General features: G+C 68.2%; 13 protein-coding genes. 9 read left to right on the forward strand and 4 right to left on the reverse strand.

The window, feature by feature from the left end:
* Window positions 1-26: 26 nt before the first annotated feature.
* The gene (locus FY251_RS15150; RefSeq protein WP_148415936.1) at window positions 27-1166 is read right to left on the reverse strand and encodes an ABC transporter ATP-binding protein; all 1140 of its coding nucleotides are present in this window, start codon (window positions 1164-1166) and stop codon (window positions 27-29) included.
* Between the two features lie 229 nt (window positions 1167-1395).
* On the opposite strand from FY251_RS15150, the gene FY251_RS15155 reads away from it, so the two are divergent.
* From FY251_RS15155 to FY251_RS15175, 5 genes are all read left to right on the forward strand, one after another.
* The gene (locus FY251_RS15155; protein ID WP_148415937.1) at window positions 1396-2688 is read left to right on the forward strand and encodes a substrate-binding domain-containing protein; all 1293 of its coding nucleotides are present in this window, start codon (window positions 1396-1398) and stop codon (window positions 2686-2688) included.
* A 5-nt stretch (window positions 2689-2693) separates the two neighbouring features.
* Entirely contained in the window at window positions 2694-3629 is a 936-nt protein-coding gene (locus tag FY251_RS15160) for a carbohydrate ABC transporter permease (RefSeq protein WP_148415938.1), read from the forward strand.
* Entirely contained in the window at window positions 3626-4702 is a 1077-nt protein-coding gene (locus FY251_RS15165; RefSeq protein ID WP_148415939.1) for a sugar ABC transporter permease, read from the forward strand. Before FY251_RS15160 ends, FY251_RS15165 begins: the two co-directional genes overlap by 4 nt.
* A 227-nt stretch (window positions 4703-4929) precedes the next feature.
* Window positions 4930-5520, forward strand: coding sequence for a 50S ribosomal protein L15e (locus FY251_RS15170; protein WP_148415940.1), 591 nt, complete (start codon window positions 4930-4932; stop codon window positions 5518-5520).
* 118 nt (window positions 5521-5638) lie between these two features.
* Window positions 5639-5872, forward strand: a complete 234-nt coding sequence (locus FY251_RS15175) for a hypothetical protein (RefSeq protein WP_148415941.1) — start codon at window positions 5639-5641, stop codon at window positions 5870-5872.
* A gap of 54 nt (window positions 5873-5926) precedes the next feature.
* Here FY251_RS15175 and FY251_RS15180 read toward each other — a convergent pair whose 3' ends face one another.
* The gene (locus tag FY251_RS15180) at window positions 5927-6274 is read right to left on the reverse strand and encodes a rhodanese-like domain-containing protein (protein ID WP_148415942.1); all 348 of its coding nucleotides are present in this window, start codon (window positions 6272-6274) and stop codon (window positions 5927-5929) included.
* 135 nt (window positions 6275-6409) lie between these two features.
* On the opposite strand from FY251_RS15180, the gene FY251_RS15185 reads away from it, so the two are divergent.
* Entirely contained in the window at window positions 6410-7222 is an 813-nt protein-coding gene (locus FY251_RS15185; protein WP_148415943.1) for a molybdopterin-synthase adenylyltransferase MoeB, read from the forward strand.
* Window positions 7223-7243: 21 nt separating this feature from the next.
* On the opposite strand, the gene FY251_RS15190 is transcribed toward FY251_RS15185, so the two are convergent.
* Window positions 7244-8098 carry an SDR family NAD(P)-dependent oxidoreductase gene (locus FY251_RS15190; RefSeq protein WP_255516716.1) on the reverse strand — a complete coding sequence of 285 codons (855 nt, stop codon included), beginning with the start codon at window positions 8096-8098 and terminating at the stop codon, window positions 7244-7246.
* Between the two features lie 97 nt (window positions 8099-8195).
* Entirely contained in the window at window positions 8196-9854 is a 1659-nt protein-coding gene (locus tag FY251_RS15195; RefSeq protein WP_148415944.1) for a methyl-accepting chemotaxis protein, read from the reverse strand.
* 459 nt (window positions 9855-10313) lie between these two features.
* On the opposite strand from FY251_RS15195, the gene mutS reads away from it, so the two are divergent.
* From mutS to FY251_RS15210, 3 genes are all read left to right on the forward strand, one after another.
* Entirely contained in the window at window positions 10314-13049 is a 2736-nt protein-coding gene (gene mutS / locus FY251_RS15200) for a DNA mismatch repair protein MutS (protein ID WP_148415945.1), read from the forward strand.
* Window positions 13046-15253: a DNA mismatch repair endonuclease MutL gene (mutL, locus tag FY251_RS15205; protein WP_148415946.1), complete on the forward strand. Its 2208-nt coding sequence runs from the start codon at window positions 13046-13048 to the stop codon at window positions 15251-15253. Before mutS ends, mutL begins: the two co-directional genes overlap by 4 nt.
* A 125-nt stretch (window positions 15254-15378) precedes the next feature.
* Window positions 15379-15681, forward strand: coding sequence for a hypothetical protein (locus tag FY251_RS15210; RefSeq protein WP_148416060.1), 303 nt, complete (start codon window positions 15379-15381; stop codon window positions 15679-15681).
* Window positions 15682-15711: the final 30 nt, after the last annotated feature.

Genomic DNA, 15711 nt, shown 5'->3' on the forward strand with positions numbered 1-15711 from the left:
CCGAGAGAAAACAGCGAACTACTTCTTCACGCCTGCTGCGTCGGGGCCGCCCGCCGCTTCGATTCGCGGGAGAGGAGCGACTCGCCGGTCCGCGGGTGGAAGGCGTGGAGGTCCGACTCGTCGAACGTGACGCCGACCGTCTCGCCCGTCTCGGGTTCGACGTCCGAGTCGACGCGGGCGATGAAGTCCGGGCCGATGTCGAGGTGGAGGTAGTTGTCCGAACCGATGGGTTCGACGACGCCAACGGTCGAATCGACGACGTTCTCGCCGGCGGAGGCCGTCACCACGTCTTCCGGGCGGACGCCGACTCGGAGGTCGGTCGCGTCGGTGGCCTCGCGGAGCGTCGCCGAGAACGACTCCGACAGGCGGTACGAGAACGCCCCGTCGCCGACGAGGACGAGGCGGTCGCCCTCGCGTTCGACCGACACGTCGAGGAAGTTCATCGAGGGAGAGCCGACGAAGCCGCCGACGAACTCGTTGGCGGGGTTCTCGTACACGTCCTTCGGGCGGCCGACCTGCTGGAGCTTCCCGTCGTTGAGGATGACGATTCTGTCGCCCATCGTCATCGCCTCCTCCTGGTCGTGGGTGACGTACAGCGAGGTGATGCCGAGTTCGTTCTGGAGGCGCTGAATCTCGGTCCGCATCGTGGTGCGGAGCTTCGCGTCGAGGTTCGAAAGCGGCTCGTCGAACAGGAACACGTCGGGTTCGCGGACGATGGCGCGGCCGAGCGCGACGCGCTGTTTCTGCCCGCCCGAAAGCTCGTCGGGCTTGTCGTCGAGGAGGTCCTCGATGCCCATCATCGCCGCGGTGTCGCGGACGCGCTCGCGGCGCTCGTCCTTCGAGAGGTCGGTGCTCATCCGCAGGCCGAACGCCATGTTCTGCATGACGGTCTTGTGCGGGTACAGCGCGTAGTTCTGGAACACCATCGCCACGTCGCGCTTGCGGGCGTGCTGGTCCGTGACGTCCTCGCCGCCGATTCGAATCGCGCCGCCGGAGGGCGATTCGAGCCCCGCGACCATGCGGAGCGTCGTCGATTTCCCGCAGCCCGAGGGGCCGACGACGGTGATGAACTCGCCGTCCTCGACGTCGAGCGAGAGGTCCTCGACGGCGACGACGCGACCCCGGTCGTACTCCTTGCGAAGCGCTTCGAGCGTGAGACGTGCCATTACTTCCCGTCTGTCCCCATCGTCCATAATCGTTTTCCTATTTTCTGAATTTGTGATGCAATAGTTCGTATTAAATTTCAAACGGCTATCGATGCCCCGATACGCCTTCTATCGGCGGTTCTCGGATATCTCACTACTCTCCGAGCTGTCGGGTTTCGCCGCGAATGCGGGCGTCATTCCGAACTATTAAATATATGAACACATAGTTCATCATAGATTCGTTATGCCAATGAACCGCCGCACAATCCTGAAGCAACTGGCAGGCACGACGGCCGTCGGCGCACTCGCGGGCTGCGTGGGCGTGTCGGAGACCGATTCGACGCAGACACCCGAACAGAGCGGTGCGGAAGGCGACGACGGTGGCGACGAGACCACCGCGGGGGCGGACGCCGACTCCGCGGGCCCGAGCGGGACGTTCACGCTCTGGCACCAGCGCGCGGAAGCCGAGAAGCAGGCGCTCGAAGCGAACGCCGAGACGTTCACCTCGGAGACGACCCACACGGCCAAGCCCGCCGAAATCGCCGACCTCCGGAAGAAGACGACCTCCGCCATCCCGGCCGGGCAGGGCGCGGGCATGTTCGACTGGGCCCACGACTGGACCGGCGAGTACTACCAGAACGGCTTCCTCTCGGACCAGAGCGACAAGTTGGACGTGGACCTGTCGGTCTACACCGAACCCGCGCAGGAGGCGGTCCAGTTCGACGGCGCGACCGTCGCGCTCCCCTACGCGGCCGAGACCGTCGGCCTCATCTACAACCGCGAGATGGTGGACGAAGCGCCCGAGACCGTCGCCGACATGACGGCGGTCATGGAGGAGTACCACGACCCCGAAAACGGGATGTACGGGCTCAGCTACCCGCTCGACGCCTACTTCATGAGCGCGTGGGCGCACGCCTTCGGCGGCTACTACTTCGACGAGTCGAACGTCGAACTCGGCCTGTCGAACGAGGCGACGCTCGACGGGTTCCAGTTCGCCCTCGACAACTTCGTCCCGTACCAGCCCAAGGACACCGGCTACGACCCGCAGGCGGCGGTCTTCCTCGAAGGCAACGCGCCCTTCGCCATCAACGGGCCGTGGTTCCTCGGCGACGTCCGCTCGAACGACATCGACGCCGGCATCGCCCGGCTCCCCTCGCCCGAGGGCGACGCGGAGCCCAAGCCGTACACGACGGTCAAACAGCTCTACTTCACCTCGACGCTGGAGGGCGACGAGGCGACGGCGGCGGCGTCCCGCGCGTTCGCCGAGTGGTACACGACGAACACCGACGTGCTCTCGGCGAACGCCGAGGAGTTCGGCTACATCCCGGTCCACGAGGAACTCGCCGCGAGCGGCGACCTCCCCGAGGCCGTCCAGGGCTTCTCGGAGTCCGTCTCGCTGGGCACGCCCATCCCGACGCACCCGAACATGGGCGACGTGTGGGGGCCGCTCGAAGACGCCTTCAACAGCGTGAAAAACGGCGACGCGGAGCTCGAAGCCGCGTTCACGAAGGCCGAAGAGAACATCCGGTCTAACTGGGAGTAAGGACGATGAGCGTCGTCGACAGCGCCGTCGAGCGCGTCGCGGACAGCCCGGTGGTGAGCAGGGACGACCTCCCCCTGCTTTTGGTGCTCCCGGGGCTGTTCGTCTTCCTCGCGTTCATGCTGTTTCCCGTCCTGTACCTGGTGTACCTCTCGTTCACAAACGCGGAACCGGCCACGCTGTTCCAGGGCAAAGAGCAGTGGGTCGGCCTCGCCAACTACGTGACGGTCCTCTCGGACGGTCAGTTCTGGAACTCGATGGGCGTGACGTGGCTGTTCGTCGCCACGTCGGTCGCGCTCAAGGTGCTCGTCGGTCTCGGCGTCGGCCTCGTGGTGACGGGCAAGCGCGTCCGCGGCAAGCGGTTCATGCGCGCGCTCATCATCGTCCCGCTCGGCCTGCCGGGCATCTTCACCATCACCATCTGGCGCGGCATCTTCAGTTCGGCCGAGTTCGGCCTCGCCAACCAGTTCCTCCGGACGGCCGGTCTCGGCTCGGTCGCGTGGCTCTCCGACCGCTGGATGGCCTTCCTCGCCTACAACGTCACCGAGGCGTGGTTGGCGTACCCGTTCATGGTCATCATCACCGTGAGCGCCCTGCAGGACGTCTCCGAGGAGCTCCACGAGGCGGCGATGATAGACGGCGCGGGCTTCTTCGCCCGCTTCCTGCACGTGACGCTTCCCTCCATCAAGCGCCCCGTGCTGTTCGCCTCGATTCTCACGGCCGCGGCGTCGTTCCAGCAGTTCCTCATCCCGTACGTGTTCAATCAGGGCGGGCCGTCGCGGACGAACGAACTCCTCATCGTCTACGGCTACCGCGAGGCGTTCCGCTTCCAGAAGTACGGCGAGGGCGCGGCCATCATGCTCGTCGCCGTGGCCGTCATCGGCGTCTTCATGATGCTGAACGTCAAGAAGGGACAGCTCGCCGACGGGGTGGACGACGCATGAGCGTCATCTCCGACATCGCGGCCGAACTCGCCGCCGACGCGCGGAACGCCGCGATGGCTCCCGTCGAGTCGGTCAAGGACGCGAAGTACACCCTCGAAGGCGTGCGCGAGGGGCGCATCAGCCCCGCGACCGTGCTGAAGACCGCCGGCATCACCCTCGGTGCCGCGGTCGTCGTCGCGCTCCTGTTGTTCCCGCTGTACTGGGTCGCCGTCGGAGCCTTCTCGGGCACCGGCGCGTCGCTGTACTCGTCGAGCGGGATTCGGCTGTGGCCGGCCGACCCGACCATCGAGCCGTTCCTCTGGGTAATCGGCGACCTCATCGTTCCGAGCTACCGCATCAGCCTCGGTCTCGGCGGCTACGAGGTGTTCCTCCAGACGCCCGGACTGACGCTCCTCGACGTGTCGCAGTACGGCGTCACGGAGACATCGGAGTTCAAGCGGTTCTTCGCCAACAGCCTCACCGTGGCGATTCCGACGGTGCTGCTCGCCATGTGTCTCATCGTCCCCGGCGCGTACGCGCTGTCGCGCCGGCAGTTCATCGGCCGCTCGAAGGTGCTGTACGGCTACGTCCTGTTCACCCAAATCGGCGGCGGGCTGGGCGTCGCGCTCCTCATCGCGCTGTACGCCCTGTTCGTCCAGTTCGGCTTCAACGACGACAAGCTCGCGCTGTCGGCGTACTACGCCGCCACCGCGGTTCCGTTCAACACGTGGCTCCTGAAGACGTACATGGACGGGATTCCCGTCTCCTACGAGGAGGCCGCGATGATAGACGGCGCGCCGTCGTGGAAAATCGTCACCGAGGTCATCCTGCCGCTGTCGAAGGCGGGGCTGGCGACGGTGTTCATCTTCACCTTCCTCACCGGATGGACCGAGTTCGTCGTCGCCCAGACGCTGCTTTCGACGGACAACTACACCCTGCCCGTCGGGCTGTACTCGCTCGTCGGCCGGTACTCCATCCCGTGGGCCCGGTTCTCGGCGTTCGCGCTCACGTTCGCCGCGCCCATCATGCTCATCTACCTGTTCGCACAGCGCTACATCGAAGGCGGCCTGTCGTTCGGCGGGATGGAAGGCTGAGCCGGGCGAACGAACCCTCGATATCGTCTTTTTCGGCCGTCTCTCCGCGTGAGTCGGTAGCACGCGCGTCGCGTGAATCCGAAGTCCTTAACCCTCCCCTGCCGGTAGGTCCGCCAACTCGCTGGCAACGCGGGCACGCCAGAGGGCACCCGTCACGCACGGGACGAAATGTGGTCTCAGGGGGATTCCCCGACGGACTGAATCGCAAGCGCCCGCGGTGATACACAATGGCACGAAGCTTCTACTCCCACATCAAGGAAGCGTGGAAGACCCCGAAGGAAGGCAAGCTGGCCGAACTCCAGTGGCAGCGAAAACAGGAGTGGCGCGAGCAGGGCGCTATCGAGCGCATCGAGCGCCCCACCCGCCTCGACAAGGCCCGTGAGCTCGGCTACAAGGCCAAGCAGGGCATTATCGTGGTCCGCGTCTCCGTCCGCAAGGGCGGCGCGCGCAAGCAGCGCCACAAGGCCGGCCGCCGCACGAAGCGCCAGGGCGTCAACCGCATCGGCCGCCGCAAGTCCATCCCGCGCATCGCGGAGGAGCGCGCCTCGCGCAAGCACCCCAACCTGCGCGTGCTGAACTCCTACGGCGTCGGACAGGACGGCTCCCAGAAGTGGCAGGAAGTCATCCTCGTCGACCCCGAGCACCCGGCCATCCAGAACGACGACGACCTCAACTGGATCTGCGACGACGCCCACGACGGCCGCGCCTTCCGCGGTCTCACCAACGCGGGCAAGAAGAACCGCGGGCTCCAGAACCGCGGCAAGGGCACGGAGCACATCCGTCCGTCCATCCGCGCCGGCAACGGCCGCGGCAAGTAACGCCCCGCGCACCGCGCAGTTTTCTCTCTTTATCGACCGCCGAGCCGCGGCTCCGCCTCCGTCCGAATCGACGGCCCGTAGGCTTATTCCGGCCGGGCCGGACTACTGACCCGACCCCATGGTCAGTATCGAACTCGGCGGGCCGCTACTCCTCGCCGCCGCGGTCCTCGGCGCGGCGTGGATATACCGGGACGCGAAGCGCCGGGCGATGGACACGGCGGACATGTGGGCCGTCGGGTTCTTCGTCGCGTTCGTCCTCCTGCCGGTGCTCGGCGGCCTCGCCGTCCTCGCCTTCTACTTCCGGAATCGAAACCGGCGGCGAGGGTCGCCCGTCACGGTTCCCGGCGAGTAGGTTCGGACGTGGCTCAGTGAGTCAAAGCGCAGTCGGAAAAGAAGCGTCGACGACTCAGAACGGCGACGTGGGTCCGAGGTCCGCCTCGCCCTCGGACCCGTCTTCGACCGCGCCGTCCCACGCGTCGAAGCCGCCGCGGAGGCTGGACACGTCGGCGTCGACGTTGCTGTCCAGCACCGAGGCGACCTGCTTCGAACTCTTGCCGACGTAACACGAGACGACGACCTCGTCGGGCCACTCGCGGTCGAACACCTCGGGGCCGAGCGTCGCCGCCGGGAGGTTCTCCGAGTCGGGGATGTGTCCGGACGCGTACGACGAGGGGTCTCGGATGTCGACGACGGCGAGTTCGTCGTCGTCGGCCAGTTTCTCGCGTAGTTCGTCGGGCGTCGTCTCGGCGACCATACCCGACGTGACGGGCGGAGCGCCAAAGGCGCGTCGCTTCCGGCGATGTCGTCGGCAGCGGCGACGGGCCGAGAGTCGAGACGCGGGGCGCGCCCGTGCCGCGGCTTTATTCGGGGGCGACGCCAACCTCGGGATATGACGCTCTCACTCGACGCCACCCAGTTGGACCGCTACTCGCGGCACATCATCATGGACGAGGTCGGCCCGGAGGGACAGGGTCGACTGCTCTCCGCGCGGGTCGTCGTCGTCGGCGCGGGCGGGTTGGGCGCGCCGGCCATCCAGTACCTCGCGGCGGTCGGCGTCGGCGAACTCGTCGTCGTCGACGACGACGTGGTCGAGCGGAGCAACCTCCAGCGGCAGGTCATCCACCGCGACGACGACGTGGGGACGCCGAAGGCCGAAAGCGCCGCGGCGTTCGTCCGCGGGCTCAACCCCGACGTGTCGGTCGAGCCGGTCGAGGCCCGCGTGGACAAGTCGAACGTCCACGAACTCGTCGCGGGCGCGGACGTGGTGGTCGACGCCTCGGACAACTTCCCGACGCGCTACCTGCTCAACGACGTCTGTCGGTTCGAGGGACTCCCGCTGGTCCACGGCGCGATATACAAGTTCGAGGGACAGGCGACGACGCTCGTCCCCGACGGGCCGTGTTACCGGTGTCTGTTCCCCGAAGCGCCCGAACCGGGGACCGTCCCCGACTGCGCGACGACGGGCGTCCTCGGCGTCCTCCCCGGAACGGTCGGCTGTATTCAGGCGACGGAAGCGATGAAGCTCCTCCTCGACGAGGGCGAGGTCCTCGACGGGCGGCTCCTGTTTTACGACGCGATGGACATGACGTTCGAGACGGTCCCGTACCGGAAGAACCCGGACTGCCCCGTCTGCGGCGAGGGCGGCGTCGACTCCATCGAGGACATCGACTACGTCGAAAGCTGTGCAATCAGCCTCGACTGAGGAGAGCGCGGTTCGGCTCCGTTATTCCATCTCGCTACCGCCGTTGACCGGCGTGTAGGTTCCGGTCACGAACTGGGCGCCCTCACCGGCGAGTGCGGCAATCGCGTGTGCCACGTCCTCGGGTTGGGCCACCCGGTTCAGCGGGGTTTGGGACGCGACCTGCTCGCGTACGTCGTCGATGTGACCCGCCGTGGCGTCGGTTTCGACCAGCCCCGGCGCAACGACGTTCGCGGTGATGCCGTGGGGGCCGTACTCCTGGGCGATGTACTTGGCGAACGCGTCGAGACCACTCTTGGCCGTGCCGTGGGCGATGAATCCCGGCGAGGGACTCTTACCGGCGCCGCTGGAGACGTATATCGCGCGGCCGTACTCCTGTTCGACCATCTGTGGCAACACCGCTTTCGAGACGGTGAACGCGGCCTTGAGCTCGGCGTCGAGTTTTGACGAGAACTCGTCCCACGTCATCGAATCGAACGACTTCGTCGCGAACGGCATGTTCGCGTTGTTGACGAGCACGTCTATTCGACCCCACTGTTCGATGACCCCTTCGACCATTCCTTCGACCGCGGACTCGTCTTGCACGTCGGCTTGCGCGACGAGCGCCTCACCGCCGTCGTCACGGATTTCTTCGGCCACCGCGTGGGCCTCCGTCTCGCTAGAGCGATAGTTGATAACGACCTTCGCGCCGCGGTCAGCGAGCAGTTTCGCCGTCTCGGCTCCGATTCCGCGGCTACTTCCCGTCACGAGTGCGACACGGTTAGATAAATTCGACTCAGACATCGTTCTAATCGGTTCCCGCTGGCGGGCAAGTACCTGTTGCATGACGATTTCGACGGCGATGAGAACCCACGGCACGTCGACTGACGAACCCGACACGCAACCCCGCTGTTTCGGTTCGTTGAGGTACACCGGTTCGTCGTAGCAACGGTGGGGATTGCAACAACGCCGCCGTCTCGGCGGTGGGACGGGCGCGCTACCGGTCGAACTGGAACCCGCCGAACTCGTCGTCCGAGCCGCCGTCGGTCGCCGCGCGGACCGAGTCGGCGTCGCCGCCGTCGACCGTGTCGTCGAAGTCCATCGCGTCCAGTTCCTCGACCGCCGCGGCGTCGCCGCCGACGAGCGCGTCCACCCGGTCGGCGAGCGCGTCGAGGGCGACCGTCTGGTCGGCCGTCGCGTCGGTGATGTCGGTCGTCGACGACTCGGCGGCGGTCGCGTGCTCTTGGGCCGTCTGAATCGTGCTCGTGACCTCCTCGATGTTCGTCGCCTGCGAGTCGGTCGCGCGGGCGACCTCGGTGACTCCGTTGGCCGCGGAATCCGCGGCGTCGGCGATTTCGGAGAGCGAGGCGAGCACGTCCTCGATTTCGCCGGAGGCGACCTGAATCTGCTCGTGGGACTGCTCGGAGGCCAGCACCGTCTCGTCGGCCTGTTCCTGAATCTCCGTGATGCTGTCGGCGATTTCCTCGGTGTGCTCGTGGGTCTGGTTGGCGAGCTGTTTGACCTCGTCGGCGACGACCGAGAAGCCCTCGCCCGCCTCGCCCGCGCGGGCGGCCTCGATGTTCGCGTTGAGCGCGAGCAGGTTCGTCCGGTCTGCGACCTCCGCGATGACCTCGACGACCTCCTCGATGACGCCCATGCGCTGTTGGAGTTCGGTCACGCTGTCGAGCAGTTCGTCGGAGATGTCGATGACCTGGTCGGTCGCGGTCCTGATGCTCTGTCCGGCCTCGTGGCCGTTTTCGGCGGCCACGCGGGCCTGGTTCGCCGCCGACGCGACCTCGTCGGAGGTGGCGGCGATCTCCTCCATGCTGGCCGACAGCTCCTGCATCTCCTCGGAGCCGGTCGAGAGGAGGTCCGCCTGCTCCGTGACCTGCGACTCGATGTCGGTCGCGGCGGTCGCGGCCCGCTGAATCGCCCCGCCGAGGTCGGCGGTCGTGGCGTCGACCTCGCTGGCGAGGCGGTCGAACCGGGTCGCCATCTCGTTGAGGTCCGAGACGACCGCCAGCGTCTCGTCGTCGAGGACGCCGCGGTCGTCCGTGAACGACGCCCGGGCCGAGAGGTCGCCGGCGGTGAGGCTCCCGATGGTCGACGAGACCTCCTCGACGAGCGCCTCGGACGCCCGCTGTTTCTCCACCGCGTCGGTCCGGTCGTGGACGGCCTCGACCACGCCGACGAGTTCGTCGCCCTCGAACAGCGGTTGAGCCGTGAACGAGATGTGCCGCTTCGCGCCGTGCCGGTCCGTCATCGTGCTGGTGTCGCGGTAGAGCCGGCGGCCCTCGTCGACCACGTCGAGTCCGTGGACCACGTCGGCGCCCCGCGGGTCGTCGAGCACCTTGTCGGCGAGGGTCTTCGCCCGCCGGCCGTCCGGGTAGAACAGTTCGCTCACGTGTTCCGACCCGAGCGCCTCCGCCGCGGGGACGCCCGTGAGCGTCGTAATCGGGGCGTTCCACGCGATAATTCGACCGTCGGCGTCGAGGACGAACACCGGCATCCCCACGCCGTCGAGCAGGGCACCGGCGTGCAACTGCTCGGCCGCCGCCGCGACCGTCTCTCGTTCGTCCGCCTGTGCGCCGCCGTCGGTCCGCGTCCGAGCCCCGGCCCCCGGGACCAGCGCCGCGAGTCGCGAAAGCAGGTCCATGCGTCCACCTCACGTCGATTGCCGGTATAACGCTACGCTTCGAGCTATCATTGTTGATATTCGGTGGTACAGAAGCGGTATCTTCTACCGGGCGGGTGCGGGAAACGAACGGTCGAGAAAAGCGGTCGTCGGGCGGGGGAGAGCCGAAGGGGGACCGGTGAGGGCCGAAACCGGGGACGAGTCAGTCGGAACGGCCGTCGTCGGTGCGGAGAAACGTTCGTCTGTCGTACCCGACTGTCACAGGTTTCCCGAGACGACTCCCGTATATAATTTCAGCTCTCACAGTATCATACGCTGTATTTTTTGGATCATTGTCCAATATCGGACACGAAACGTGGACGTGGTACCATTCGACACGGGGTCGGGTCGGCGAGTCGGGCGGTCAGGACCCGGGACACGCGCGCCCCCGACGGTCGGGGCATCGTAGCGTTTTATCCGCCGGCCCGCCCACGTGCGGACATGACTACTCAGGGAATCGTCGGACAGTTCCTCTCGCTGAAAGAGGAGACCGACGCCGACCTGCTCGCCATGCAGTGCGGCGACTTCTACGAGTTCTTCGCCGACGACGCCGAGACCGTCGGCCGCGAACTCGACCTCACGGTCTCCCAGAAGTCCTCGCACGGGTCGTCGTACCCGATGGCGGGCGTGCCGCTGAACGACCTGACGCCCTACCTCAAGGCGCTCGTCGAGCGCGGCTACCGGGTCGCCGTCGCCGACCAGTACGAGACCGAGTCCGGCGACCTCCGCCGCGAAATCAAGCGGGTCGTCACGCCGGGGACGCTCCTCGAAACGTCCCGCGCCGACGCGCAGTTCCTCGCGGCCGTCGTGACCGGCGGGGACGGCGTCGGCCTCGCGTTCGCCGACATCACGACCGGCCAGTTCCTCGTGACCGAGGCCGCGACCGTCGACGACGCCGCGGCCGAGCTCTACCGCTTCGCCCCCGTCGAGGTCCTCCCCGGGCCGGACCTGCGGAGCGACGACGAGACGCTCTCGCGCCTGCGCGAGGCCACCGACGCCTCTTTCTCGCTTTTCTCCGCCGAGGCGTTCGCGCCGGGTCGCGCCCGCCACGCCGTCCGCGAGCAGTTCGGCGCGTCCACCGTCGACAGCGTCGGCCTCGACTCCGACCTCGCGACTCGGGCCGCCGGCGGCGTCCTCGCCTACGTCGAGGAGACGGGCGCGGGCGTCCTCCGGTCGATGACGCGCCTGCAGGTCTACCACCCCTCGGACCTGCTGGAACTCGACGCGACCACCCAGCGCAACCTCGAACTCATCGAGACGATGCACGGCGACCGCTCGGGGTCGCTGTTCGACACGATAGACCACACCGTCACCTCGCCCGGCGGCCGACTCCTCCGCGAGTGGCTGACCCGCCCGCGGCGCGACCGCGACGAACTCGCCCGCCGACTCGACGCCGTGGGGTCGCTCGCCTCTGCCGCGCTTGCCCGCGAGCGCGTCCGCGAGGTGCTCGACGGGGCGTACGACCTCGAACGACTCGCCTCCCGGTCGGCATCCGGGAGCGCCGGCGCGTCCGACCTGCTTTCGGTCCGGGACACCCTCTCTGTGCTTCCCGCGCTCGCCGACGCCATCGAGGGGACCGAACTCGCGGACTCCCCCCTTGCGGACGTCGTCGCGCGGCCCGACCGAGACGCCGCGGCCGACCTCAGGGCGGAACTCGCCGACGCGCTCGCCGAGGACCCGCCGAAGACGGTCACGCAGGGCGGCCTGTTCCAGACGGGCTACGACGACGACCTCGACGACCTCATCGAGCGCCACGAGTCGGCGAAGTCGTGGCTCGACACGCTCGCCGACCGCGAAAAGCGGGCCCACGGCCTCTCGCACGTCACCGTCGACCGCAACAAGACCGACGGCTACTACATCCAGGTCGGCAAGTCGGTCGCCGACCGGGTGCCCGACCACTACCGGCAGATAAAGACGCTGAAGAACTCCAAGCGGTTCGTCACCGAGGAGTTAGAGGAGAAGGAACGCGAGATTCTCCGGCTCGAAGAGGCCCGCGGTGACCTCGAATACGAGCTGTTTGAAGAGCTCCGCGAGCGCGTTGCTCAGCACGCCGAACTCCTGCAGGACGTGGGTCGAACCATCGCCGAAGTGGACGCGCTGGCGTCGCTGGCGACCCACGCCGCCGGCAACGGCTGGACGCGCCCCGAACTCACCGAGGCCGGAGCGCTCGACATCGAGGCCGGTCGCCACCCGGTCGTGGAAACGACGACCGACTTCGTCCCGAACGACCTCCGCATGGACGACGAGCGCGGCTTCCTCATCGTCACCGGGCCGAACATGTCCGGCAAATCGACGTACATGCGGCAGGCGGCGCTCATCACGCTCCTCGCGCAGGTGGGGAGCTTCGTCCCCGCGCGCTCGGCGACCGTCGGCGTCGTCGACGGCATCTACACCCGCGTCGGCGCGCTGGACGAACTCGCGCAGGGTCGCTCGACGTTCATGGTGGAGATGCAGGAGCTGAGCAACATCCTCCACTCGGCCACCGAGGACTCGCTCGTCATCCTCGACGAGGTGGGCCGCGGAACCGCCACCTACGACGGCATCTCCATCGCGTGGGCGGCCACCGAGTACCTGCACAACGAGGTGCGCGCGAAGACGCTGTTCGCCACCCACTACCACGAGCTGACGACCCTCGCGGACCACCTCGACCGCGTCGCCAACGTCCACGTCGCGGCCGACGAGCGCGACGGCGACGTGACGTTCCTCAGAACCGTCGTCGACGGGCCGACCGACCGGAGCTACGGGATTCACGTCGCCGATTTGGCTGGGGTTCCGCGCCCGGTCGTCGACCGCGCCGCCGACGTGCTCGACCGACTCCGCGAGGAGAAGGCCATCGAGGCGAAGGGGTCCGGGACCTCGGAGCCCGTGCAGGCCGTCTTCGACGTGGGGAGCGGGCAGATGAACGTCACCGAGGCCGGCGGCTCCGGCGGCGACTCGTCGGGCCCCGGCGCGCCCGCGAACGGCGCGACCGGAAACGGGTCGGTCGGCGCGCTCGCCGACGCGAGTTCCGAAATGGAGGCCGACGCCGAGCCGGAGGCCGAGGCCGCGCTGGACCCGGAGGCGGAAGCCGTTCTCGACGAACTGCAATCGACAGACGTGAACGACACGTCGCCGCTGGACCTGATGGCGAAGGTGCAGGCGTGGCAGTCGAAACTGGACGGCGGTGACGACGAATGAGCGACATCAGACAGCTCGACGAGAAGACCGTCCAGCGCATCGCCGCCGGCGAGGTGGTCGAGCGACCCGCCTCGGTCGTCAAGGAACTGTTCGAAAACGGCCTCGACGCGGACGCGACGCGCATCTCCGTGGCCGTCGACGCCGGCGGCGTGGAGGGCGTCCGCATCCGCGACGACGGCGTCGGCATGAGCGAGGAAGACCTCGAACTCGCCGTCCGCGAGCACACGACGAGCAAAATCGGCGACATCGAGGACCTCGAAGCCGGCGTCGGCACCCTCGGCTTCCGCGGCGAGGCGCTCCACACCATCGGCGCGGTGTCGCGGCTGACCATCCGGTCGAAGCCCCGCGGCGGCGACGTGGGCACGGAACTCCGGTACGAGGGCGGCGAGGTCGAGTCGATTCGACCGGCCGGCTGTCCCGAGGGGACGGTCGTCGAGGTCGACGACCTGTTTTACAACACGCCCGCCCGCCGGAAGTTCCTCAAGACGACGGCGACCGAGTTCGACCACGTCAACGCGGTCGTCACCCACTACGCGCTCGCCAACCCCGACGTGGCCGTCTCGCTCGAACACGACGACCGCGAGGTGTTCGCCACCGAGGGCCGCGGCGACCTGCAATCGACCGTGCTGTCGGTGTACGGCCGCGAGGTCGCGGAGTCGATGGTCCCGGTCGAACACGACGCCCCCGGCGTCTCCGTCTCGGGGCTCGTGAGCCACCCCGAGACGACCCGGAGCGCCCGCGACTACCTCTCGACGTTCGTCAACGACCGCTACGTCACCGACCGCGTGCTCCGCGAGGCCGTCCTCGACGCCTACGGCGGCCAACTCGACGCCGACCGGTACCCCTTCGCGGTGCTGTTCGTCGACGTCGCGCCCGACGCCGTGGACGTGAACGTCCACCCGCGGAAGATGGAGGTCCGCTGGGACGACGAGGCGGGCGTCAAGCGCGAGGTGACCGAGGCGGTCGAAGACGCCCTCCTGAGCCACGGTCTCGTCCGGTCGTCGGCCCCGCGGGGCCGGTCGAAAGCCGACGAGGCGGCCATCCAACCCGGCTCTGCGAACGACGACGCGGCGCAACTGGACCCCCACGAAGTCCGAGGGTCGGCGTCGGACGGCGAATCGGGAGACGCGAACTCTCCGTCCGCGCGGGACGTGCAGTCGGCGCGGGAGGCCCGAGAGTCGAAGGCGAGAACCAGTCGGGATGCGACCGACGACGCCGGCCCGGACACCACGACTGCAACTGAACGGGGAGCCGGCGTCGACGCTGACAACCCGGCTGACGGCGACGCATCTGGCTCGGCCGCCGAAACGCCGACCGACTCGTCCGGTTCCACTTCGACGCCGTCGTCCACGCCCCCGACGCCGCCCCGCGAGTACGACCTCGCGCCGGGGCCGGAGACGACGGAACAGTCGTCGCTTTCGACCGACGACGGGGACGAATCTGAACCGACGCCGGACGCGGCGTCGTCGGCCGAATCGGAGGGGGACGAAAACGCGTCCCGAAGCCCTCCCTCGCGCATCGCCGCGCCGACGACCCAGCGCGACCTCTCCGGGGAGGAGGCGGACCTCTCGCCCGAGTTCGACTCGCTCCCGTCGATGCGAATCATCGGCCAACTCGCGGACACCTACATCGTCGCCGAGACCGACGAGGGGTTGGTCCTCGTCGACCAGCACGCCGCCGACGAGCGCGTGAACTACGAGCGCCTGCGAGGCGAGGTCGAAGGCGACACGCCGACGCAGGCGCTGGCCGAGTCGGTCGACCTCGAACTCACCGCGCGCGAGGCGGCGCTGTTCGAGGAGTACCGCGAGGCGCTGGCGCAGGTGGGCTTCCACGCCGGGCGAACCGGCGAGCGGACCGTCTCGGTGCGCACCGTGCCGGCGGTGTTCGACGCCGCGCTCGACCCCGGACTGCTCCGCGACGCGCTGACGGCGTTCGTCCGCGAGGAGGCCGACGGCGGTCGGAAGACCGTCGACGCCGTCGCCGACGAACTGCTGTCCGACCTCGCGTGTTACCCCTCGATTACGGGTAACACGTCGCTCCGGGAGGGCTCCGTGCTCGACCTGCTCGCGGCGCTCGACGACTGCGAGAACCCCTACGCCTGCCCCCACGGCCGACCGGTCGTCATCGAGTTCGACCGCGACGAAATCGCCTCGCGTTTCGAGCGCGACTACCCCGGCCACGGCGGGCGGCGACGCGAGGAGTGAGCGGGGCGGGTCGGCGGGCGACGCCGACCGGTCTGTCGTCTCGGTCGCCCGACGGCCGCTCGCCGATTCTCGGAACCGATAGCCGCGGCGAGGATTCAAGTCCGGGCACCGAGACGGTGGAGGCGATGAACCCGCTGGTCGTTCTGGGCATCTGCTTCGGGCCGCTGGCGCTCGTCGTCTCGTACCTCTTCACCGCGGCGACGGGGCCGAGCGTGCCGCCGTGGGCCGACGCGGTCGGGCAGGCGATTCGGTTCTACGGGACGGCGGCCGCCGTGGTCGTCGGGCCGCTGGCGCTCCACGCCGACCGGCTGGACCTCGCCCGCGAGAGCGACTGGGTCCCCTCACCCGTGTACTACCTCGTGGCGGTTCCGTTCCTGAGCATCCCCATCGCGTTCATCTACCTCGTCCGACGGTTGACGGCCGCGTAAGCCGGCCAAGAGAGCGGGCGAATCGACCGC

The organism is Haloferax sp. KTX1 (assembly GCF_902410085.1).
GTDB classification, from domain to species: domain Archaea; phylum Halobacteriota; class Halobacteria; order Halobacteriales; family Haloferacaceae; genus Haloferax; species Haloferax massiliensis.

Excerpts from the sequence above, each read along its gene's own strand:
- FY251_RS15150 (WP_148415936.1), bottom strand. The coding sequence starts at position 1,166 with ATGGCACGTCTCACGCTCGAAGCGCTTCGCAAGGAGTACGACCGGGGT.
- mutL (WP_148415946.1), top strand. The coding sequence starts at position 13,046 with ATGAGCGACATCAGACAGCTCGACGAGAAGACCGTCCAGCGCATCGCC.
- mutS (WP_148415945.1), top strand. The coding sequence starts at position 10,314 with ATGACTACTCAGGGAATCGTCGGACAGTTCCTCTCGCTGAAAGAGGAG.
- FY251_RS15170 (WP_148415940.1), top strand. The coding sequence starts at position 4,930 with ATGGCACGAAGCTTCTACTCCCACATCAAGGAAGCGTGGAAGACCCCG.
- FY251_RS15165 (WP_148415939.1), top strand. The coding sequence starts at position 3,626 with ATGAGCGTCATCTCCGACATCGCGGCCGAACTCGCCGCCGACGCGCGG.
- FY251_RS15180 (WP_148415942.1), bottom strand. The coding sequence starts at position 6,274 with ATGGTCGCCGAGACGACGCCCGACGAACTACGCGAGAAACTGGCCGAC.
- FY251_RS15160 (WP_148415938.1), top strand. The coding sequence starts at position 2,694 with ATGAGCGTCGTCGACAGCGCCGTCGAGCGCGTCGCGGACAGCCCGGTG.
- FY251_RS15155 (WP_148415937.1), top strand. The coding sequence starts at position 1,396 with ATGAACCGCCGCACAATCCTGAAGCAACTGGCAGGCACGACGGCCGTC.
- FY251_RS15195 (WP_148415944.1), bottom strand. The coding sequence starts at position 9,854 with ATGGACCTGCTTTCGCGACTCGCGGCGCTGGTCCCGGGGGCCGGGGCT.
- FY251_RS15175 (WP_148415941.1), top strand. The coding sequence starts at position 5,639 with ATGGTCAGTATCGAACTCGGCGGGCCGCTACTCCTCGCCGCCGCGGTC.
- FY251_RS15210 (WP_148416060.1), top strand. The coding sequence starts at position 15,379 with ATGAACCCGCTGGTCGTTCTGGGCATCTGCTTCGGGCCGCTGGCGCTC.
- FY251_RS15185 (WP_148415943.1), top strand. The coding sequence starts at position 6,410 with ATGACGCTCTCACTCGACGCCACCCAGTTGGACCGCTACTCGCGGCAC.